The 18,708-nt window shown below is 36.8% G+C and carries 17 protein-coding genes and 1 pseudogene; 13 read left to right on the top strand and 5 right to left on the bottom strand.

Annotated elements, in window-relative coordinates:
- Positions 1–63 precede the first annotated feature (63 nt).
- On the top strand, positions 64–1,053 hold the full coding sequence (gene hemB, locus J4Q03_RS18535; RefSeq protein WP_426049602.1) for a porphobilinogen synthase: 990 nt from the start codon (positions 64–66) through the stop codon (positions 1,051–1,053).
- 51 nt (positions 1,054–1,104) lie between these two features.
- Here the strand turns inward: hemB and J4Q03_RS18530 are convergent, their stop codons facing one another.
- Genes J4Q03_RS18530 through J4Q03_RS18520 form a run of 3 tightly spaced genes read right to left on the bottom strand, consistent with a single transcriptional unit; the run spans position 1,105 to position 2,413 of the window.
- Complete coding sequence (locus tag J4Q03_RS18530) at positions 1,105–1,287, bottom strand: bacteriocin (protein WP_116010922.1); 183 nt, start codon at positions 1,285–1,287, stop codon at positions 1,105–1,107.
- Positions 1,288–1,332: 45 nt separating this feature from the next.
- The gene (locus J4Q03_RS18525) at positions 1,333–2,061 is read right to left on the bottom strand and encodes a hypothetical protein (protein ID WP_426049601.1); all 729 of its coding nucleotides are present in this window, start codon (positions 2,059–2,061) and stop codon (positions 1,333–1,335) included.
- Between the two features lie 52 nt (positions 2,062–2,113).
- On the bottom strand, positions 2,114–2,413 hold the full coding sequence (locus J4Q03_RS18520; protein ID WP_111956646.1) for a TM2 domain-containing protein: 300 nt from the start codon (positions 2,411–2,413) through the stop codon (positions 2,114–2,116).
- A gap of 236 nt (positions 2,414–2,649) precedes the next feature.
- On the opposite strand from J4Q03_RS18520, the pseudogene lptB reads away from it, so the two are divergent.
- The 3 genes and pseudogenes from lptB to J4Q03_RS18505 form a co-directional block, all read left to right on the top strand.
- Positions 2,650–3,375: pseudogene (gene lptB / locus J4Q03_RS18515) on the top strand (LPS export ABC transporter ATP-binding protein); the annotation flags it as partial.
- A 512-nt stretch (positions 3,376–3,887) separates the two neighbouring features.
- Positions 3,888–5,615, top strand: a complete 1,728-nt coding sequence (locus J4Q03_RS18510) for an ABC transporter ATP-binding protein (protein ID WP_426049647.1) — start codon at positions 3,888–3,890, stop codon at positions 5,613–5,615.
- Between the two features lie 182 nt (positions 5,616–5,797).
- Positions 5,798–6,751: a helix-turn-helix transcriptional regulator gene (locus tag J4Q03_RS18505; protein WP_426049600.1), complete on the top strand. Its 954-nt coding sequence runs from the start codon at positions 5,798–5,800 to the stop codon at positions 6,749–6,751.
- A gap of 223 nt (positions 6,752–6,974) precedes the next feature.
- Here J4Q03_RS18505 and J4Q03_RS18500 read toward each other — a convergent pair whose 3' ends face one another.
- The gene (locus J4Q03_RS18500; protein WP_426049599.1) at positions 6,975–7,466 is read right to left on the bottom strand and encodes a DinB family protein; all 492 of its coding nucleotides are present in this window, start codon (positions 7,464–7,466) and stop codon (positions 6,975–6,977) included.
- A 184-nt stretch (positions 7,467–7,650) separates the two neighbouring features.
- Between J4Q03_RS18500 and J4Q03_RS18495 the strand changes: the two genes are divergently transcribed.
- The 6 genes from J4Q03_RS18495 to J4Q03_RS18470 all read left to right on the top strand — a co-directional run bounded on the left by J4Q03_RS18495 (position 7,651) and on the right by J4Q03_RS18470 (position 14,768).
- Positions 7,651–8,235: a hypothetical protein gene (locus J4Q03_RS18495; RefSeq protein WP_426049598.1), complete on the top strand. Its 585-nt coding sequence runs from the start codon at positions 7,651–7,653 to the stop codon at positions 8,233–8,235.
- A gap of 335 nt (positions 8,236–8,570) precedes the next feature.
- Positions 8,571–10,991 (top strand): TonB-dependent receptor plug domain-containing protein, encoded by a 2,421-nt coding sequence (locus J4Q03_RS18490; protein ID WP_426049597.1) that lies wholly within the window; start codon positions 8,571–8,573, stop codon positions 10,989–10,991.
- Between the two features lie 196 nt (positions 10,992–11,187).
- Positions 11,188–11,757, top strand: coding sequence for a cob(I)yrinic acid a,c-diamide adenosyltransferase (locus J4Q03_RS18485; RefSeq protein WP_426049596.1), 570 nt, complete (start codon positions 11,188–11,190; stop codon positions 11,755–11,757).
- Complete coding sequence (locus J4Q03_RS18480) at positions 11,747–12,394, top strand: thiamine diphosphokinase (RefSeq protein ID WP_426049595.1); 648 nt, start codon at positions 11,747–11,749, stop codon at positions 12,392–12,394. Before J4Q03_RS18485 ends, J4Q03_RS18480 begins: the two co-directional genes overlap by 11 nt.
- The gene (locus J4Q03_RS18475; protein WP_426049594.1) at positions 12,391–13,266 is read left to right on the top strand and encodes a tyrosine-protein phosphatase; all 876 of its coding nucleotides are present in this window, start codon (positions 12,391–12,393) and stop codon (positions 13,264–13,266) included. The genes J4Q03_RS18480 and J4Q03_RS18475 overlap by 4 nt, the downstream gene beginning before the upstream one ends.
- Before the next feature lie 110 nt (positions 13,267–13,376).
- Positions 13,377–14,768, top strand: coding sequence for an arginine decarboxylase (locus J4Q03_RS18470; RefSeq protein ID WP_426049593.1), 1,392 nt, complete (start codon positions 13,377–13,379; stop codon positions 14,766–14,768).
- Between the two features lie 174 nt (positions 14,769–14,942).
- On the opposite strand, the gene J4Q03_RS18465 is transcribed toward J4Q03_RS18470, so the two are convergent.
- On the bottom strand, positions 14,943–15,602 hold the full coding sequence (locus J4Q03_RS18465; RefSeq protein WP_426049592.1) for an HAD family hydrolase: 660 nt from the start codon (positions 15,600–15,602) through the stop codon (positions 14,943–14,945).
- A gap of 414 nt (positions 15,603–16,016) precedes the next feature.
- On the opposite strand from J4Q03_RS18465, the gene speB reads away from it, so the two are divergent.
- From speB to J4Q03_RS18450, 3 genes are all read left to right on the top strand, one after another.
- Positions 16,017–16,874 carry an agmatinase gene (gene speB, locus J4Q03_RS18460; RefSeq protein ID WP_426049591.1) on the top strand — a complete coding sequence of 286 codons (858 nt, stop codon included), beginning with the start codon at positions 16,017–16,019 and terminating at the stop codon, positions 16,872–16,874.
- Positions 16,875–16,943: 69 nt separating this feature from the next.
- Positions 16,944–17,825: a bifunctional helix-turn-helix domain-containing protein/methylated-DNA--[protein]-cysteine S-methyltransferase gene (locus J4Q03_RS18455; RefSeq protein ID WP_426049590.1), complete on the top strand. Its 882-nt coding sequence runs from the start codon at positions 16,944–16,946 to the stop codon at positions 17,823–17,825.
- A gap of 241 nt (positions 17,826–18,066) precedes the next feature.
- Positions 18,067–18,678: an alpha-ketoglutarate-dependent dioxygenase AlkB family protein gene (locus tag J4Q03_RS18450; RefSeq protein WP_426049589.1), complete on the top strand. Its 612-nt coding sequence runs from the start codon at positions 18,067–18,069 to the stop codon at positions 18,676–18,678.
- Positions 18,679–18,708 lie beyond the last annotated feature (30 nt).

Raw genomic sequence — 18,708 nt, 5'->3', positions numbered from 1 at the left:
TACAATAGTTTTTTATATAAGTTGTAGTAAATTTGTAGAAACTTATTCAAAAAGTATTCCAAAATGATACATTCAAGAAATAGAAGACTTAGAGTTAATGAATCTATCAGAAGTTTAGTAAGAGAAAACATTCTTACAACTGATGATTTTGTAATGCCAATCTTCGTAATGGAGGGCGAAAACCAGCAGGAAGCGATACCGTCGATGCCGGGGATTTTCAGGAGGAGTATAGATTTAACGGTGAAGGAATGTAAAGACTTATTTTCTTTGGGTGTAAAATCTGTCAATCTGTACATGAAGGTGTCAGAACATTTGAAAGACAATACAGGAAAAGAAGCCTGGAACAAAGACGGACTGATGCAGCAGACGATCAAAGCAATCAAAGATGCAGTTCCGGAAATGATCGTGATGCCTGACGTAGCTTTAGATCCTTATTCGATCTACGGTCATGACGGGATTATTGAAAACGGAAAGATCGTAAATGATGCTACCAATGATGCACTGGCAAGAATGTCTGTATCCCATGCTGAAGCAGGAGCTGATATTGTAGCGCCAAGTGATATGATGGATGGAAGAGTACTGGCAATTCGTGAAGCTTTAGAGGAAAGCGGATTTGCCGATGTAGGAATTCTGAGCTATTCTGCAAAATATGCAAGCTCTTTCTACGGACCTTTCAGAAGTGCTCTGGACAGTGCACCGAAAGATAATACGGACATTCCGAAAGATAAAAAGACCTACCAGATGGATTTTCACAATTCCCGTGAAGCTTTGAACGAAGTATTTAAAGATATTCATGAAGGAGCGGATATCATTATGATAAAACCGGGGCTTCCTTACCTGGATATCGTTGCTAAAGTTCGGGAAGCTATTGATCTTCCGATAGCGGTTTATAACGTGAGTGGAGAGTATGCCATGGTAAAAGCAGCAGTACAGAACGGATGGCTGGATAATGATAAAACAATCATTGAAAGTCTTACATGCTTCAAGAGAGCCGGTGCAGATATGATCTTTACGTATTTTGCGAAAGAAGCAGCAATGATTCTAAACAAATAGAAAATTGTTATAAAATAAAACACCTCAGTCTAATCTGAGGTGTTTTATTTTTTATCCGAAACAAGCTGTGTAATAAGGACTTGAAGGCGTTATCGGATTTTCTCCGCCGTTGTCATTGACACAGACATTGGTTGGGCAAAGGTACCATCCTGCAGGACAATTACCGTTTGCATCAGGAAATCTGATATTTCCGCCATTGATGTTTTTCAATTCTTTTTTCGTTAACTTTTTCATGAGAAATATTTTATAGGTTAGTGAAACTAAAATAGTAAAAATTTATCACATGATATTGAAATCTTTTCCTTTAGTGAATTTTGCGGCAAAAGGAGCCTGATTTCCAGAGTATTTTAAAACAAAATGTTTCTTGGTATCCGTATCTATTTTAGCATCCACTTCCACATTCTGAGTCTGAAAACTCACATCTAATCCAACTCCCGATTCTTTTTCAAGAAAAATCTCTACACTTTCAGCATAAAAGAGGGAAGTGCTCAGATAATTGAACTTAATATTCTTTCTGTAGGTCTTAGATTTACTTTGTGTGAACAGAGAATAATTTTTAAGAATTTCAATTCCGGGAGAATCAATGTTGGTCACCCTGGATTTGGTTACCCCGTTTACCCTCACTGAGAAACTTTTAGCGTTTTTAATATTTCCGTTCACGCCAATATTGAACAAAGAAGGTAGGGATAGGCCGTATTCAACCATGCTCTCTTTTGTGAATTCAAAATCCGGGATCAATGCAGGATGTTTAGGAGTATTGATCAGCTGCTCCTTTACTGTATTAAGAACATCGCCTGAAAACAGATATCCGATAAGATTGTTTCCGGTTGTTCTCCAGTTTCTTCCGTTCCATTCAAAAATCTCACAAAGCAGTGTGTCTGCTGAGGAATGCGGAAGAAGGTCCATATCCTGCCATTTGAAAACTTCCTTGGCATAAGGCCTTCTGTCAACAATATTGATGCCCAGATCCAGAGCAAGAAGATCTGTCAGGTCTTGATTATTTTCCATATTATTTTAATTCTTGTTTTGGTGGTATAAAATTATGGAAATAAAATAATTCTTACAACCAGCCTTTTCTTCCGTAAACATAAGTATCATCAAATTGTTTATCACTCATGAACAGGTATAAGATCCCTTCAATAAAAGGAATGATAGAAGCTGCTCCTAAAGTGACAATATTAAGGACAAGCTGGATTACACCTTCTTTCGTATAGCCGAGATAGAATTTATTTAAAGCCAGCCAGCCTACAAGAATTCCTAATATTGCTGCCGGAATTTTCTTTTCCGAACGGTAAGGAACATTATTCTGCTGGTTTTGATTCTGGGTACCTTCTGTTTTTGTATAACCGTAATTTTCCATTGCTAATTTATTTGTGATGAATAAACTGATTTCTGAATACGTCGGAAAAAACCCTTAAGAGTTACAGAATAACAGCTTAAATAATTACTTTCTGTAGCTTTTATGTGCTGAACGGAGTCAAGAACTTTATCGGCTTCCTCTATAAAAAATTACAAAAATAAGTCTGCCGCTTAAAAAACTACAGGTACATTTCATTATCTAAAATTTGAATTCAAAAAAACTTTATCTTTGCTCCTATGATTTTACGAGGAGAAAACTTAATCAAAGAATACGGTCCTAAAAAAGTAGTAAAAGGCGTTTCTGTACAGGTTCAACAGGGAGAAATTGTTGGTTTGCTTGGTCCCAACGGAGCAGGGAAAACCACTTCGTTTTACATGATCGTAGGACTGGTTAAGCCTACTTCAGGGAAAATTTTTCTCGATAAACAGGAGATTACTACCGATGCTATGTATCGCCGTGCCCAAAAGGGAATAGGCTATCTGGCGCAGGAAGCTTCAGTTTTCAGAAAACTGTCCGTAGAAGAAAATATTATGGGTGTTTTACAGCTTACGAAACTTTCAAGACGTGAGCAGCAGATTAAATGTGATGAGCTGATAGAAGAGTTCTCATTACAGCACGTACGTAAAAACAGAGGAGACCTTCTTTCCGGGGGAGAAAGACGTAGAACAGAAATTGCCCGCTGTCTGGCCACAAGCCCGAACTTTATTCTTCTCGATGAACCTTTTGCCGGAGTAGACCCGATTGCGGTAGAAGATATCCAGAAAATTGTAAGAAGCCTTGTAGATAAAAATATCGGTATCCTGATCACGGATCACAATGTACAGCAGACCCTGGCCATCACCAATAAAACATACATCATGTTTGAAGGGAAAATCCTGAAAGAAGGGCTTCCGGAAGATCTTGCCAACGATCCACAGGTAAGAGAGGCTTATCTTGGTGAAAACTTTGTGTATCAGAGTATTTTAGACAAACCGAAAAAGAAAAAGTATATTTACAATATCTGGGCAGGTAACTTTGACTCGAAAGCCCAGCTGCAGGGATTTGTAGATGAAAATTTCGGGCAGTATGATGATTTAAGATTAATGTACGGTTTCGAAGACATCAGCTTTGCATCGCTTGCCAACTCTGAGATTGAACATATTTTCAATGATGTAGTAGATAAAAATGCTAATAATTCATTTGTTTTCCAAAGAAAAGAACTGACTTCCCAGTATCCTCTGGAACAGGCACAGGCTGAATCCAAAGCCGCCAGCAAACCAGAGCTGCATTACCTTACAACCTACTTCTACGAAGGATAAAAATTACATCAGTTGTAAAAAGTATTTGCTGAAAAATAGAATAAAACGTACCTTTTCTCTCGGAAACGGTACGTTTTTCAGTTAAAATAACTTCTATGGCAAAACCCTTCAACAGAACAGTTACTTTATTTGGGATCTATAAACAGCTCGTTCCATTTATAAAACCTTACCGTTTAATGATTTACGGGACGCTCTTTCTTACTTTTTTAGGAGCTCTCGCAGCGCAGGTCAATCCTATTGTATTAAAATATACAGTAGATGAGGTGACAAAGCTTACCCATCTTCCGCATCCGATGTCTGAAGGGATTCATATCCTGGTAGTGATCTCTATTATTTTACTGGGAAAAGAGCTGCTTAATATTTTTATTAATTTCGGACAGAAATTTTACGGTGAAAAAATAAGGATCAATGTAAGTTCTGTTCTGGCGCAGTCTGCTATTGATAAAATACTGATGTACCGGGTGGCGTATTTCAATGATGAGAATCATGAATCCGGGAAACTACAAATCAGGATAGACCGGGGAATAGAAAGTTTAACAAGGCTGGTGCAGAATTTTTTCATCGATATACTGCCGCTTTTTTCCAATGCCATTATTGCCCTGATCATTATGTATATGCAGAATGTATATGTGGGATTGGTTTCTACGATCATTGTTCCTATCTATTTTTATATAAGTTCATTACAGGCAAAAAAGCTTGGAGGTGTGCGCCGCCAGCTCAGAAACCAAAGGGAGAGAAAAACTTCAGGGCTTTTGAACCTGATTAATTCTATTATGGTGATCAAAAGTTTTGTCCGTGAAAAATTTGAAGGTAAAAAACAGTATGACCTGCAGATGAAACTGATGGAAAGCCAGATGTTCACCAGAAAAACCAACTTTATTTATGACGGTTTAAAAACCTTTATTGAACAGTTTGGTGTAGTTTTAATTATTCTTCTGACCGTTTATCTGGTACTGGATCAGCAGATGACTATTGGTGCGATCATGCTTCATATTATGCTGTTCAATAATATATCAGCGCCTATACGCCAGCTGCACAGAATTTATGATGATATGAATGATGCCATGATCTATGCTGAAGGTTACTTTGAAATCCTTAATGCAGACGATGAAAAAGAACCGAACGGCACATTTGTAGAAAAGGAAATCAAAGGTAATTTTGAATTAAGAAATGTAGATTTCAGCTATCCGAACGGAACAAAGGCCCTGCACGATGTTTCCATGAAGATAGAAAACGGAAAAACAACAGCATTGGTAGGTTTAAGTGGTGCCGGAAAATCAACGGTGATCAATCTTCTCTGTAAATTTTACCTTCCGGATTCCGGGGAGATTTTATTGGATGGAATTAATTTAAATAATTATGATAACACGTTTCTGAGGGACGATCTTGGCCTGGTATTACAGAAAAACCATATTTTTCAGGGAAGTATTGAGGACAATATCCGTTATGGCGACATGAATGCCAGTTTTGAGGAGATTCAGGAAGCTTCAAAAAAAGCATATCTTCATGATCAGATTCTCGATCTTCCGGATGGTTATCAGCATGATGCGACCCAGCTATCCGGCGGACAGCAGCAGAGAATTGCCATTGCAAGGCTATTCCTGAAAGATCCACCCATTATTTTCCTTGATGAGCCAACTGCCAGCCTGGATGCTATTGCTACCGAGCAGATCAAAAATTCACTGGATGCCATCAAAGAAGGCCGTACAGTAGTTATTATTTCCCACTCCCTTTCACAGATCCTGGATTCGGATACTATTTATGTGATGAAAAAAGGAAGAGTAGTGGAAAGCGGAACTCATGACGAACTGGTTCAGATGAATGGAACTTACCGCGAGATTTTTGATGCGTCGGCCAGAAGCTTAAATCTGGATAAGCTGGTGAACTCCTTTAAAGATAATTGATCTTTACGCTTTATTGCCTGCAGATCACACTGATTTTGCAGATTTTATGAATCTGGTGAATCCAATTAATCTGTGAAAGAATATTTTTTTAATTCTAAACAAGATTATAGAAAATTTCTTGTTTTTAAATCATAATTTATATTTTCCAGACGAAAAAAGATTGATAGATTTGTCCTATCAATATGAACGATCACTATCTTAAAAAACTGGACAGGGTAACGGCTATTCTCACCCAGTTACAGTCAAAACCGACCGTAAGGGCTCAGGACCTTGCTGCAAAATTTGATGTCAGCATCCGTACGATCTACCGGGATGTGAAAACGCTGGAAAATGCAGGGATTCCCATCATAGGAGAAGCTGGAAACGGCTATTCCCTGATGGATGGCTATAAGCTTCCCCCTATTATGTTTACAAAAGAGGAGGTGTTGAGTTTTATCACTGCGGAAAAACTGATGCAGAAATTTTCTCACCAGAGCCTTGGAGATCATTATCAGATGGCCATGGAAAAAGTCCGTTCTGTGCTTCGGAATTCGGATAAAAATCTGATCCGGAATATTGAAAAACAGATTGATGTTTATCATCATTATCCACAGACAAATGATACTATCAAAAATGTGATTCCCACCATTCTGGAAAGTATTGCGGATAAAACACAGCTGATTATTGAATATAAAACAGTGGATTCCCGGTTCACAAACAGAACCATTGAAGCAGTCGGTATTTTCTTTGAATTCAATTACTGGTACATTATGGCTTTCTGTACCATGAGAAAAGACTTCAGGCAGTTTCGTGTCGACAGGATTCAGCAGATATTCAAAACACAGAATCCTTTTTCGCAGGAATACGGACAGATCAATGATTACAGAAGATATTCAAACGGCGAGAAAACCAGAGTCAGGCTTTTAGTTGATAAAAAAATAATAGGACATATCGTAAATTCCAGGAGATATTATGGGTTTATTGAAGAAACAGAAACGGAAAATGGAATTGAAATGATCTTTGATACGGAATGGATAGATGAAGGTTTTCCGAGGTGGCTGATCACTTTTGCAGATTACGCAACTATTTTGGAGCCGGAATCTTTAAAAACAAAGCTTAAGAATCTGGTGGAAAATATTTCAAAAAGAATGGAATAAGAAATATAAACTCCGGCTTCACATTCGTGAAGCCGGAGCTTTAGAAATTTATATAATTTGAATAAAAGTTTTGCTTAACTGAACGACAGAATCAAAAACAACAAAACCTGCGGTGTCTATATTGAATGGATGAATAATTTGAATGGTTTTTGCGATTCTGCAGTCTACTCTTTTTGTCTGAGTTGAATCATCATTTTCAGTTTAAACAAAGGCATCAGTGATCCTAGAATCTCTCCCAAAAAAAAGGAGGTTCAATTCCTAACGCTCTCAGATACGTATACCCCTGTCCACGGTGATGAATTTCATTATCTACGAAATAAAGAATATTCTGATATACCGGAAATTCATACTGTCCGAATAAGTTGAAAGTTTCCTGGAAACGTTCTTCAGTAATCTGGCTGAAATAACGGTTGATCACTTCTGTTTCTTCATCCCATTTTTTCAGGAGTTCTTCTTTGGTTTTTGGATTGAAGCCTTCCTCATTATAGGCCTCCATGTTTTTGTTCACGATTCCTTTTAAAGCGGGCCCGCCGATGCTGATCAGCTCTACTGCCAGTTTTGCGAAAGGTCTCATACCACCTACAGAAAACTCAAATAATTCTTTCTCAGGAAAAGCATCTATTACTCTTCTTGTCAGGTTTCTGTGGCCTTGCCAGTGCTCTAATAATTGATCAGATGTCATGAATTGTTTTGTGGCTGTTGCTGTAGTTGTCATAATTGTATTGTTTAGTTTGTTATTGTTGATACAAAGGTATGACAGGGTTATGACAACAGTTTGTCAGTAGGATTTTTGATATTAAAAAAATATTTTATTTCTTTACTGAAATATCTGTACCTGTTTTTCCGTTAGAGAGAAAGTGTATGGGTAAAAAGTAATTGATCCCTATTAGAATTTTAAAATGAAGAAGTATATTTTACCTGTCATTTCTGCTCTTTTATTAATATCATGTAATAAAATTGAAGAAAAAATTGACCAGACCGTTCAGAAAACAACCGAAACCGTACAGCAGAAAGCTCAGCAGGCGGTTGAAGAAACAGTAAAGAAAACAGTCAGTGAATCAATTAATTCTTTAACGAATTCCGAGAATGTAAAATTCAACCAGGTATTTCCTGATGGAGGAAAGCCTGTAGTTTCAGAAGATACCGGAAAGAAATTTAAATTTCCCAACGGTTCCGAAGGGTATATTTTCAAATATAAATCGGATATCGCAGTATTGCTTCCTTTCATGGAAAAGCAGCCTTCTTCCGACGAAAACAAATCAGATAAAACAGCCCGTAAAATAGACGGCCAAAGCATCATTGACAAAATAAGTTTTGTCTCAAAATTTCTTCCTGAAAATACCTTTGACACCGGCTTTTTGGAAGATATTAAAAATGATAAAAGTATAGAATATTATAAGCTGAAAAGATTTCCAAACACCAGTACAATAATCTATAACCCCAAAAACCAGACCATCATACAATACGTAGAGGTAAATAAATAATTTGTAAGTGACCGGATTCTTTCCGGTCATTTTTTTTACACAGTCATTGTAAGTCATTCGCGAAGTAATCTCAATCTGTTGAAAACTGCGTATGAGAAGGAATTAAATCATTTTTATTTCTAATGTCTACTCATCACTTTTTCAGACAGAATAGGAAGTTATTGCTATTTCTTTTTCAGATTATTAATAAGACATTTTATGTTTCGTAAATCAAGTTTTATTTTTTATAAAATAATATGTTTTGCATAAGTTGGGAAAGGTATTTCCGTTATATGTTTATTTTTTGTATTTAATGTTTATATTTTCACTAGATTTATTAAATTATTAACAATGATATGAAAAGAAAATTATTTAATAAAAAAATCTATGTATTAGTATTAAGCGGAGCTGGTACTATGGTATATGCCCAGGAAGGTGTAAAGGAAAACAATATAGATGAAGTTGTTGTTACTACAGGTAGAACTAAGCCTAGAACCATAATTACATCAGCAAATCCTATTGATAATATTTCGGCAGTACAGCTAAAATCCACAGGACAAATTACTTTTGATAAAGCCTTAACGTACGCGGTACCATCTTTTAATTCATCACAACAAACCGTTTCCGATGCAACAGCTCATTTTGATCCGGCAGATTTAAGAGGATTAGGGCCTTCCAGAACATTGGTTTTGGTTAATGGTAAAAGAAAAAATCAAAGTGCTTTAATTTATGTAAATGATACGCCGGGAAAAGGTGAGGTAGGTACAGATCTGAAAAGTATTCCGTCTGCTGCCTTACAGAATGTAGAAGTATTGAGAGATGGTGCATCTGCACAATATGGCTCTGATGCTATTGCAGGAGTGATCAATATTATTCTTAAGAACAGCGTTGGAAAAAGTACAGTCAATCTTTTTTCAGGTATTACTTCAGAAGGAGACGGCTTTAATATCGGAGCAGATTTTAATACAGGAATCAGAGTGGCAAAAAATGGAAGTTTGAATCTTACATTGGGATATTCTTCCCAAAATAAAACTAACCGTGCAGGTTCTATTACAAAAGATGAACTTTTTGGTGTTGAAAATGCCTGGACGCAGGCTAATCCTGGGTTAGGAATGATTATAGGGCAGCCGGAGACAAAAGTTGCTAATATGTTTGTCAATTTTGAATTACCAACAGGTGAAACAGGTAAATTTTATGCTTTTGGTGGTACAACTTACAGAAATGGGACTAGTTATGGTTTGTATAGAACGCCCTATTGGGTAACTTCAGATTTTGGTTTATTAACTCCAAAAGGACAGCCTTACAATGGATTTCAACCGGAATTTAAAACAGATGTTTATGATTATAATTTAACCTCCGGGTGGAAAGGCATGTTTGGAAAATGGAATTTTGATGGAAGCGCAACCTTTGGCTCTAATGCAGTAGATTATGTTGTAGGAAATACCATTAATACGTCTTTGGGTGCAAATTCACCAACCCGTTTTAAGGCAGGTGGGCATCAGTTCAGTAATATTATAGGAAACATAGATATCAACCGAGATTTTGGTGCGCTTGTTTTAGGAGCTGGAGCTGAAGTGCGCAATGAAAACTATCAGGCGAAGTCAGGAGAGGAGGCATCTTATATAGGAAGTGGTGCAGAATCGTTTCCAGGACTGCAGCCTCAAAATGAAATCAATAAAAATCGTCAGAATATTGGAGCTTATATGAATGCTGAATGGGATGTTACGAAAAATTTATTAGTTGGAGGAACTGTGAGATATGAAAATTTCAGTGATTTTGGAAATAATGTTTCCTGGAAAGGAAATGCAAGATATAAGTTTTTAGATGATAAATTAGTGTTCCGTGGGTCTGTTTCTACAGGATTTCGAGCACCTTCATTACACCAAATTTATTATTCCAATGTTCAAACCAAAATTACAGGGAATACTGTAGCTAATCAGGGTACTTTTAACAATGACTCTCAGATTGTAAGATCTGATCTTGGGGTACAAAAATTAAATGCTGAAAAAGCCTTTAACATTACTGGGGGATTTGCCGTAAAACCTTTTAAAAACCTGACGATTACAGCAGATTATTATAGAATAAAAATTAAAGACCGGGTACTTTTCTCAGGAGATATTGGTTACAAAACCGGTGCTCCGGGTAATCCGGATATAACAAACCCTGTGGAAGTAATATTAGACAATAATAAAATAACCTCCCTGAAGTTTTTCACTAATGCTGTAAATACAGTTACTGAGGGGATAGATTTCGTAGCTAATTATTATACTTCCGCTATTGGCAAAGGAAGATTGGGAGTTATTGCTGCTTTCAATTATAACGAAACTAAAATAGTAGATAATATTGCCGTTCCGCCTATTTTGGCCGAAAATGGTTACTCAGAAAATTTTTTTGATAGAAAAGAACAATCTAGAATTACCTCTGCAAGGCCAAAAACAAAAACTATTCTTAGTCTTTCGTATGACATTTCAAAGTTTAACTTTAACCTTAATAATACTTATTTTGGTTCTGTTACATGGCAGCATGCAGCTGATCCTGCCAAAGATCAGATATTTTCTGGTAAGGTAATTACAGACATCGTTTTAACATATAAAATCACCAAAGATCTTAAAGTTTCTGGAGTTGTAAATAATTTATTTAATATTTATCCGGATGTAATAGACAGCAAAGGAGATGTAGTAACAGATCTTGGAGGAAGGTTCAAATATCCTTGGGAGGTGAATCAGTTCGGATTTAACGGAACAACTTTTCAGCTAAATGTTAATTATACTTTTTAATCTACAAATAAAGGAATTGGCGTTTGCTTTGTCATGCTTACCAAAAGGGCAGGCAATCTCAAAAGATATAAAAACCCACATGTACAAATATTAACTGACATTAATTCCTAATGTCAGTTAATATTTTTCAGATAGAATAGGAAGTTATTCCTACATTTTACTTTATACATTGTACAAAATAAAGTATTTTAGTAGTATGAAAATTTATACTAAAACAGGAGATAAAGGACAGACCGCTTTATACGGCGGCACAAGGGTTTCCAAAGCCAGTGCAAGGGTAGACAGCTACGGAAATATAGACGAGCTTAATTCATTCATTGGTATTTCTAAAAGTCATATTGAAGATGAAGAAGTTTTGAAGCAGTTGAAGAAAATTCAGTTTGATCTGTTTACGGTAGGTTCGGAAGCTGCAACCCCGGTTGATAAATTAATGCTGGCCAATGGAAAATCACGTCTGCCATTAATCATTTCAGACACTGAAATTGAAGAGCTGGAGCAATGGATGGATGCTTTTGAAGAAAAACTGGAGCCTCTGCAATACTTTATACTTCCCGGTGGAGGAAAACCGGCAACATTTTTACATGCTGCAAGAACCATCTGCAGAAGAGCAGAACGTTCTCTGGTTTTCTTAAACGAATCTGAAGAAGTACGTCCAGAACTCATCAAGTACCTGAACAGGCTTTCTGATTATCTTTTTGTTCTGGCAAGATACATTTCAAAGATCAACAACGAACCGGAAGAATACTGGAATCCGAATGAAAGATAAAGCATTACTTTTCATTAACGGAGACCCTCCAAAAAACTTTCCAGATCCGGATCAGTATGGCTTAATTGCCTGTACAGACGGTGCTTTTCATTATTTAAAGCAGCTAGGTTTTCCCTTAGATAAACTCGACTTTATTTCCGGTGATTTCGATTCCCATTCGGGAGCAGACGAAGATGTTTACCAGGAAAAATTTATTCTTACTCTGGATCAGGATAAAACAGATTTTCATAAAGCTCTGGAGATTATTTTAGAAAAAGGATGTCTTTCTGTAGACGTTTTCGGAGGAAGCGGCGGCGAGCAGGATCATTTTTTAGGGAATCTTACCGTTGCTTATGTGTTTAAAGACCGGCTGAAGATAAAATTCTATGATGATTTTTCTGAATATTATTTTATTCCGAAAAAATTTAATATAAAAGGAGTTAAGAATAGAATGATTTCATTGTATCCTTTTCCTTCGGTTGAAAATATAACAACAACAGGACTGAACTGGCCATTAACAAACGGAAGTCTGAGTATCACTTCAAGAATAGGAACAAGGAATTTTTCGGTGGAGGATGAAGTTTCTATTCAGTATCAATTGGGAGATCTGTTGCTTTTTGTAGGAATTAATGAATTAGAATATTCCGGAATATATTGAAACAATACATAAAAATATCGGTTCTGCTTCTCATGGCATTTTGTGTTTTCTCCTGTAAAACACAGAATTTTGCCCAACCTGAATATGGGGAAAATGAAACAGGTAATCCTATTGAAGTCAAAAAAGTATACAATTTCAGGACGGTAGGGAACATTAAAAATTCTGAGGGCAAAACTTTAAAAGCAGGAAAATTCTACAGAAGCGGTCATCTTCATAAATTGAAGAAAAGATCATTCAAAGAACTGCAGAGTCTGGGAATAAAAGAAGTCATTGATCTTAGAAATTCAAAAGAAATTTCTGATCAGCCGGACCAGCTTCCCGATGGTATCATTTATAAAAAATATTCAGCTTTTGCAGATAAAGTAGACCAGTTGACGCAGGCTAGAAAGCTTGTTTTAAAAGGAAAAGTTAACGGTTCCGATGCAGACAAGAGAATGATTGATTTCTACCGCGAATATGTAACGGAAAACCCGGAGGTGATCAAAAAAATCATCACTGAAATTCTGGAATCCGACCAGCCGGTTCTTTATCACTGTACCGCGGGAAAGGACAGAACAGGAATTACAACAGCTTTAATTCTGACTATTCTAAAATTTGATAAGGAAACAATTTATAATGATTATCTCCTATCCAATAATTACAGGAAAAAATTAGTCCTGAAAAGGCTGAATCTTGCAGATCATCTGCATTTTCTATATCCCAAAATGGACGTAAAAGTCCTTGAAAAACTGAGCTGGGTGGAAATCGCTTATCTCGATGCAGCTTTTGATGAAATCAATAAGAAATACGGGTCCACGGACATTTATATTCAACAGGTGCTGGGGATTTCGATGGATAAGAGAGAAGAATATATTAAGAAGTTTACAAATTAATAATCTGTTCAGGGTTTTGCCTGGCCCTGTTTTGAAATTTATAATAAATTTAACGCTTAAAAATCAAACTTTTTTAGCAATTTTGCATTTCGTAATTCACTTGTCAAGAAATGAAAATAAAGTACTCGGAACTTATTGATCAGACATTATATTTTCCTACGGAAGAATTTAATGTTTCTGAGAACAATTTGTTATTTCACGATGTTCCTTTAATGGAAGTCGTTGAAAAATTTGGCACCCCGCTAAAAATTAGCTATCTGCCAAGAATTTCTCAAAACATCCAGAAGGCAAAAAGCTGGTTCAGGGAAGCTTTTGAGAAAGCCGAATATAAAAAGAATTATACCTACTGCTACTGTACAAAATCCAGTCATTTCAATTTTGTGCTTGAAGAAGCTCTTAAAAACGATATCTCTATCGAAACTTCTTCAGCATATGATATGGATATTGTAAAATCTCTTTATGAGAAGGGCAAAGTAGATAAAAATATTGAAGTCATTTGTAATGGATTCAAGACCGATGATTATCTGGTGAAAATTTCAGAAATGATCAACAGCGGTTTTGAAAATATTACCCCGATTCTGGATAACTACCGTGAGCTGGATAAGCTTACAGAAAGTATTGATACCACTTTTGATATTGGGATCAGAATTGCTTCAGAGGAAGAACCTAAATTTGAATTCTATACCTCAAGATTAGGGATCGGATACAGAGATATTATTCCTTATTACAGCCAGAAAATTGCCGAACATCCGAATGCAAGACTGAAAATGCTTCATTTCTTCATTAATACGGGGATCAAGGATACTGCCTATTACTGGAACGAATTATACAAATGTCTCCGTGTTTACGCACGTTTGAAGAAGATTGCTCCGGAAGTGGATTCACTGAATATTGGTGGCGGTTTCCCGATAAAAACATCGTTAAACTTCGAGTACGACTATCAGTATATGGTAGAGGAGATCGTTTCTCAGATCAAGAAATTCTGTGAAGAGGAAGGAGTGGAAGAACCTAATATTTATACGGAGTTCGGAAGCTTTACAGTAGGGGAAAGCGGTGCCAACCTTTACAAAATTATCTCTCAGAAACGTCAGAACGACAGAGAGAAGTGGAATATGATCGATTCTTCATTCATGACCACACTTCCTGACACATGGGCGATTTCAAGACACTTTATTATGCTTCCTTTAAACAGATGGGAAGATACCTATGAAAGGGTATTCCTTGGTGGATTAACCTGTGATTCAGATGACTATTATAACTCTGAACAACATACGAATGCCATTTATCTGCCTGTTTTCAGTGATACAAAACCTCTGTATATCGGATTTTTCCATACAGGAGCGTATCAGGAAACGATTGGAGGATATGGCGGTGTTCACCACTGTCTGATGCCTCAGCCAAGACACGTCCTGATTCAGAAAGACGAAAACGGTGAGCTTCAGTATGAGGTTTTCCGTGAAAAACAGGAACCTGAAGATATTCTGAAAATTCTGGGTTACTAGTTGAGGAATGGAAATAACGAAGTATTCCATCTTAATAATCTTAACAACTTAAATTGCTTCTTAATGTTTCAATTTTAACCATTAAGGTTTTGTTAAAGTTAAGAATAACTTCATTAAGAAACTCTGCAAGCGCAATAAAAATAAAGCTCTCAACGATTTGAGAGCTTTTTCCTTTTAAAAATATTTTGAAAGCTTATCAAGCTCCAGTTCTTCATAATCCGTAACCACGATATCTGCTAAAGTATAATCCTGATTTTTTGAATGCGGGCTTCTGTAGGCAGCGCAGAAAATTTTCGCTCTGTTGGCAGCAAGGATCCCGTTGGTGGAATCTTCAATGACCATACAGTTTTCTACCGGTTCTTCTGCCATTTGGGCCGCAAGCAGGAATACTTCAGGATGAGGCTTGGATTCCTTTAGGGCGGCACCGCTTATTTTCCCGCTGAAATATTCTTCAAGCCCAAACTTTTCAAAAACCATGTTGATGGTCGTCATTGTAGCCGAAGAGGCAAGGATGAGCTTAATACCGCTTTCATGATAATGTTGGATTAATTCCCTTACTCCAGGAATCAGATCGAATTCCTCATCATTATCAAAATAATCTTTGAAATATGATCTTTTAATACCGGCAATGGCTTCGTGGGTATGGTTTAAACCATATTTCTGAATCAGCGTTTCGCAGACTCTTTTTGTGGAGGCCCCTGTGAAAGAAGTATAAAGGTCTTCAGAAACGGCAATTTCCAGTTCGTCGAAGGTGGCAAAATAAGCTTTTCTGTGCAGTGGTTCCGTATCTACAATAACCCCGTCCATATCGAAAAGAACAGCTTTTAAGGACATATTTTGTTTTTTTACAAAAATAACTTTTAAAATTTAAACATTAAAAAGATTTTATAATTAACCTGAGTTCGGGATAAGAAATACCTGAAAACAATTGTATTTTTATCGCAAAGGCAAATAAAGTAGATTTTTTGACATGTTAATAAGAAAAACAAGGGCATTTCATTTGGCAAAGTAAGACCAATATATTCCCTGTATTGCTTACCAATAAGTGAAACGGCTCTGTCTATCTTAAAAAATCAAATGAATGCTTTTTAAAGCTTTGTTTATCCTTGCGTTTAATTTTATCCTTATCCCGAATTCAGGTTAATTAAAAAATTCCGCACTCACTACTCTTGATTTATAACTCAACGACTATTTTGTATCTTTGTGAAATCATTGAATCTTTAAATCATTTAAATTTTTAAATAAAACATGAGAACATACGCAGGAATTCCTGAAGAAAATGCAACACTGGAAAACTCTAAAGTAATGCTGGTAACCGTTCCTTACGATGGGACTTCAACATGGGGAAAAGGAGCTGACAAAGGCCCTGAACTATTCCTTGACGCTTCCGAAAACATGGAGCTTTATGATATTGAAACAGGAACTGAACCTTATCTTGACGGAGTGTACCTGGCTGGAGAAATTTCTGAAAATTCTACCCCTGAAGCGATGACAGAAGCCGTTTACCAGAAAACCAAAGAGCTTTTGAACAATGAAGGAAAGGTATTTACTCTTTTCGGTGGTGAGCACTCGGTTTCTATCGGTTCTATCCGTGCGGTAGGAGAGAAATTTGAAAACCTTACTGTTCTTCAGCTGGATGCCCATACAGACTTACGTCCGGAATTTCACGGTTCTACTTCCAACCATGCCTGTGCGGTTTTTGAAGCCAATCAGAAGCATAATCTGGTTCAAGTGGGAATCCGTTCTATGGACGTGGAAGAAGCTCAGTATCTGCCGGAAGGAAGAGTGTTTTTTGCCCATGAAATCGCAAATAACGACAACTGGATCAATGATGTTTTAGAAAAAGTTTCAGGAAACGTATATATCACCATCGACCTTGATGCTTTTGACCCGTCAATTGCTCCTTCTACAGGAACTCCGGAACCGGGTGGACTTCAGTGGTATCCGACTTTGGAATTACTGAAAAAAGTATTTGAAAAATGTAATGTAGTGGCGTTCGATATTGTAGAATTAATGGATTCTCCGATGGCTAAGCCAACTGCTTTCCTTGCAGCTAAGTTATATTACAAAATGCTTGCTTACAACCATATTTATAACAACAACTAAAATTCCGCAAGAATCAGATTTTTTCTGCCCTGTATTCTTTGGAAATTTGTGAGGTAAAAAAGAAACACTATGTCCGCACAAAGTCAGATAGATTATAACAGAATTGCCAAAGCGATAGAATATATCCAGAGCAATTTCAGGCTTCAGCCAAGTTTGGAGGAAGTGGCAGAGAATATTCACTTGAGTCCGGCTCATTTTCAGAAGATATTTACGGAATGGGCAGGAACAAGTCCTAAGAAATTTTTACAGTTCATCAGTCTTGAACATGCTAAAAATTTACTGAAGGAAGAGAAAGCGACTTTATTTGATACCGCCTATGAGACGGGACTATCCAGCACAAGCAGGCTTCATGACCTCTTTGTGAATATAGAAGGAATGTCTCCGGCGGAATATAAAAACGGCGGAAAAAGTCTGAACATCAATTACAGTTTTTCCAAAAGTCCTTTTGGATATGTAATGGCAGCATCTACCGAAAAAGGGATCTGCTATATGGCTTTTGAAGACGATAAAGAAACAGCATTGGGAAATTTAAAACTGGAATTCCCCAATGCTTCTTTTTTTGAAACACAGGATGCCCTGCAAAAAAATGCCCTGTCCATATTTGATAAAGACTGGACGAAGCTCAACACCATTAAATTACATCTAAAAGGTACCGATTTCCAGCTTAAAGTCTGGGAAAGTTTACTTTCTATTCCAATGGGAAAACTTTCCACCTACGGAAATCTCGCTGAAAAAATAGGAAATCCGAAGGCATCCAGAGCTGTAGGAACAGCGATTGGGAGTAATCCTGTAGCTTTTCTTATTCCATGTCACCGGGTGATCCAGTCTACGGGAAATCTTGGCGGTTACCGATGGGGAAGCGGCAGGAAGCAGCTGATCGTGGGGTGGGAAAGTTCAAAGGTGTACGCTGGAGATTCTGTTTTGCCTTCATCTGATTTAAGTTTTGGCTAAAGCCAGATTGATGTTTTTAAATTATAAAACGGACTAAAGTCCGTTCCTATTGATGTAAATATTGCAAATCATCTATTTAGGATATTATTACAGAATAAAATCTTAGATTTTTTCAAAAACTTAAGTGCACTTTATTCAATGTTCCAATAATAACTTAAAAAACTTAAGTGTTAAAAACTTTTGCGATTTTTGTGGTTAAAGAATTAATTAAAGTCATTAATACATTTTACGAATCAAAATCATGAACAGCCTGTTTGAAGAAATATCAGAATATCCTTTGAATATCCTTCCGCATGACGGAACGGTCCACTATTACGGGAAGGTTTTCAGTAAAGATAAATCCGACTTTTTTTATGATTATCTGCTGAATCAGATCCCATGGGAAAATGATGAAGCGGTGATCTTCGGAAAATTGATTTTAACGAAAAGAAAAGTAGCCTGGTTTGGCGAAAAAGCCTTTGAATATACGTATTCAAAGCGAACAAAACTGGCGAAATTCTGGACTCCTGAACTCGTGGAATTAAAGAAAAAATGTGAAGAAGTTTCTGGGGAAACCTACAATTCCTGTCTTCTTAATCTATATCATGATGGAAGTGAAGGAATGGCTTATCACAGCGATGGCGAAACCGATCTTAAGAAGCACGGTGCTATTGCCTCTCTGACTTTCGGTGCCGAAAGAAAGTTTTTATTTAAACATAAAACAACGAAAGAAAAAGTCGAAATATTTCTTGAAAACGGCAGCCTGCTGATCATGAAAGGAACAACGCAGGAAAACTGGCTGCACAGGCTTCCACCGACCACAAAAGTGAAAACTCCAAGGGTAAACCTTACTTTCAGAACGATTGAGGAATGAAATAAAATGGCTTCGAGTGTCTCAGCCACC

Source organism: Chryseobacterium sp. NFX27 (assembly GCF_049887855.1).
Classification (GTDB): Bacteria; Bacteroidota; Bacteroidia; order Flavobacteriales; family Weeksellaceae; genus Chryseobacterium.
The sequence above is the reverse complement of the archived record's forward strand: the minus strand, read 5'-3'. Positions and strand labels throughout refer to the sequence as shown.

Bases quoted from the DNA above. Each gene is read 5' to 3' on its own strand.
- J4Q03_RS18500 (WP_426049599.1), bottom strand. From the start codon at position 7,466: ATGACAACTACAGCAACAGCCACAAAACAATTCATGACATCTGATCAA.
- speB (WP_426049591.1), top strand. From the start codon at position 16,017: ATGAGAACATACGCAGGAATTCCTGAAGAAAATGCAACACTGGAAAAC.
- J4Q03_RS18470 (WP_426049593.1), top strand. From the start codon at position 13,377: ATGAAAATAAAGTACTCGGAACTTATTGATCAGACATTATATTTTCCT.
- J4Q03_RS18525 (WP_426049601.1), bottom strand. From the start codon at position 2,061: ATGGAAAATAATCAAGACCTGACAGATCTTCTTGCTCTGGATCTGGGC.
- J4Q03_RS18485 (WP_426049596.1), top strand. From the start codon at position 11,188: ATGAAAATTTATACTAAAACAGGAGATAAAGGACAGACCGCTTTATAC.
- J4Q03_RS18520 (WP_111956646.1), bottom strand. From the start codon at position 2,413: ATGGAAAATTACGGTTATACAAAAACAGAAGGTACCCAGAATCAAAAC.
- J4Q03_RS18530 (WP_116010922.1), bottom strand. From the start codon at position 1,287: ATGAAAAAGTTAACGAAAAAAGAATTGAAAAACATCAATGGCGGAAAT.
- J4Q03_RS18510 (WP_426049647.1), top strand. From the start codon at position 3,888: ATGATTTACGGGACGCTCTTTCTTACTTTTTTAGGAGCTCTCGCAGCG.
- J4Q03_RS18465 (WP_426049592.1), bottom strand. From the start codon at position 15,602: ATGTCCTTAAAAGCTGTTCTTTTCGATATGGACGGGGTTATTGTAGAT.
- J4Q03_RS18490 (WP_426049597.1), top strand. From the start codon at position 8,571: ATGAAAAGAAAATTATTTAATAAAAAAATCTATGTATTAGTATTAAGC.
- J4Q03_RS18450 (WP_426049589.1), top strand. From the start codon at position 18,067: ATGAACAGCCTGTTTGAAGAAATATCAGAATATCCTTTGAATATCCTT.
- hemB (WP_426049602.1), top strand. From the start codon at position 64: ATGATACATTCAAGAAATAGAAGACTTAGAGTTAATGAATCTATCAGA.
- J4Q03_RS18505 (WP_426049600.1), top strand. From the start codon at position 5,798: ATGAACGATCACTATCTTAAAAAACTGGACAGGGTAACGGCTATTCTC.
- J4Q03_RS18480 (WP_426049595.1), top strand. From the start codon at position 11,747: ATGAAAGATAAAGCATTACTTTTCATTAACGGAGACCCTCCAAAAAAC.
- J4Q03_RS18495 (WP_426049598.1), top strand. From the start codon at position 7,651: ATGAAGAAGTATATTTTACCTGTCATTTCTGCTCTTTTATTAATATCA.
- J4Q03_RS18455 (WP_426049590.1), top strand. From the start codon at position 16,944: ATGTCCGCACAAAGTCAGATAGATTATAACAGAATTGCCAAAGCGATA.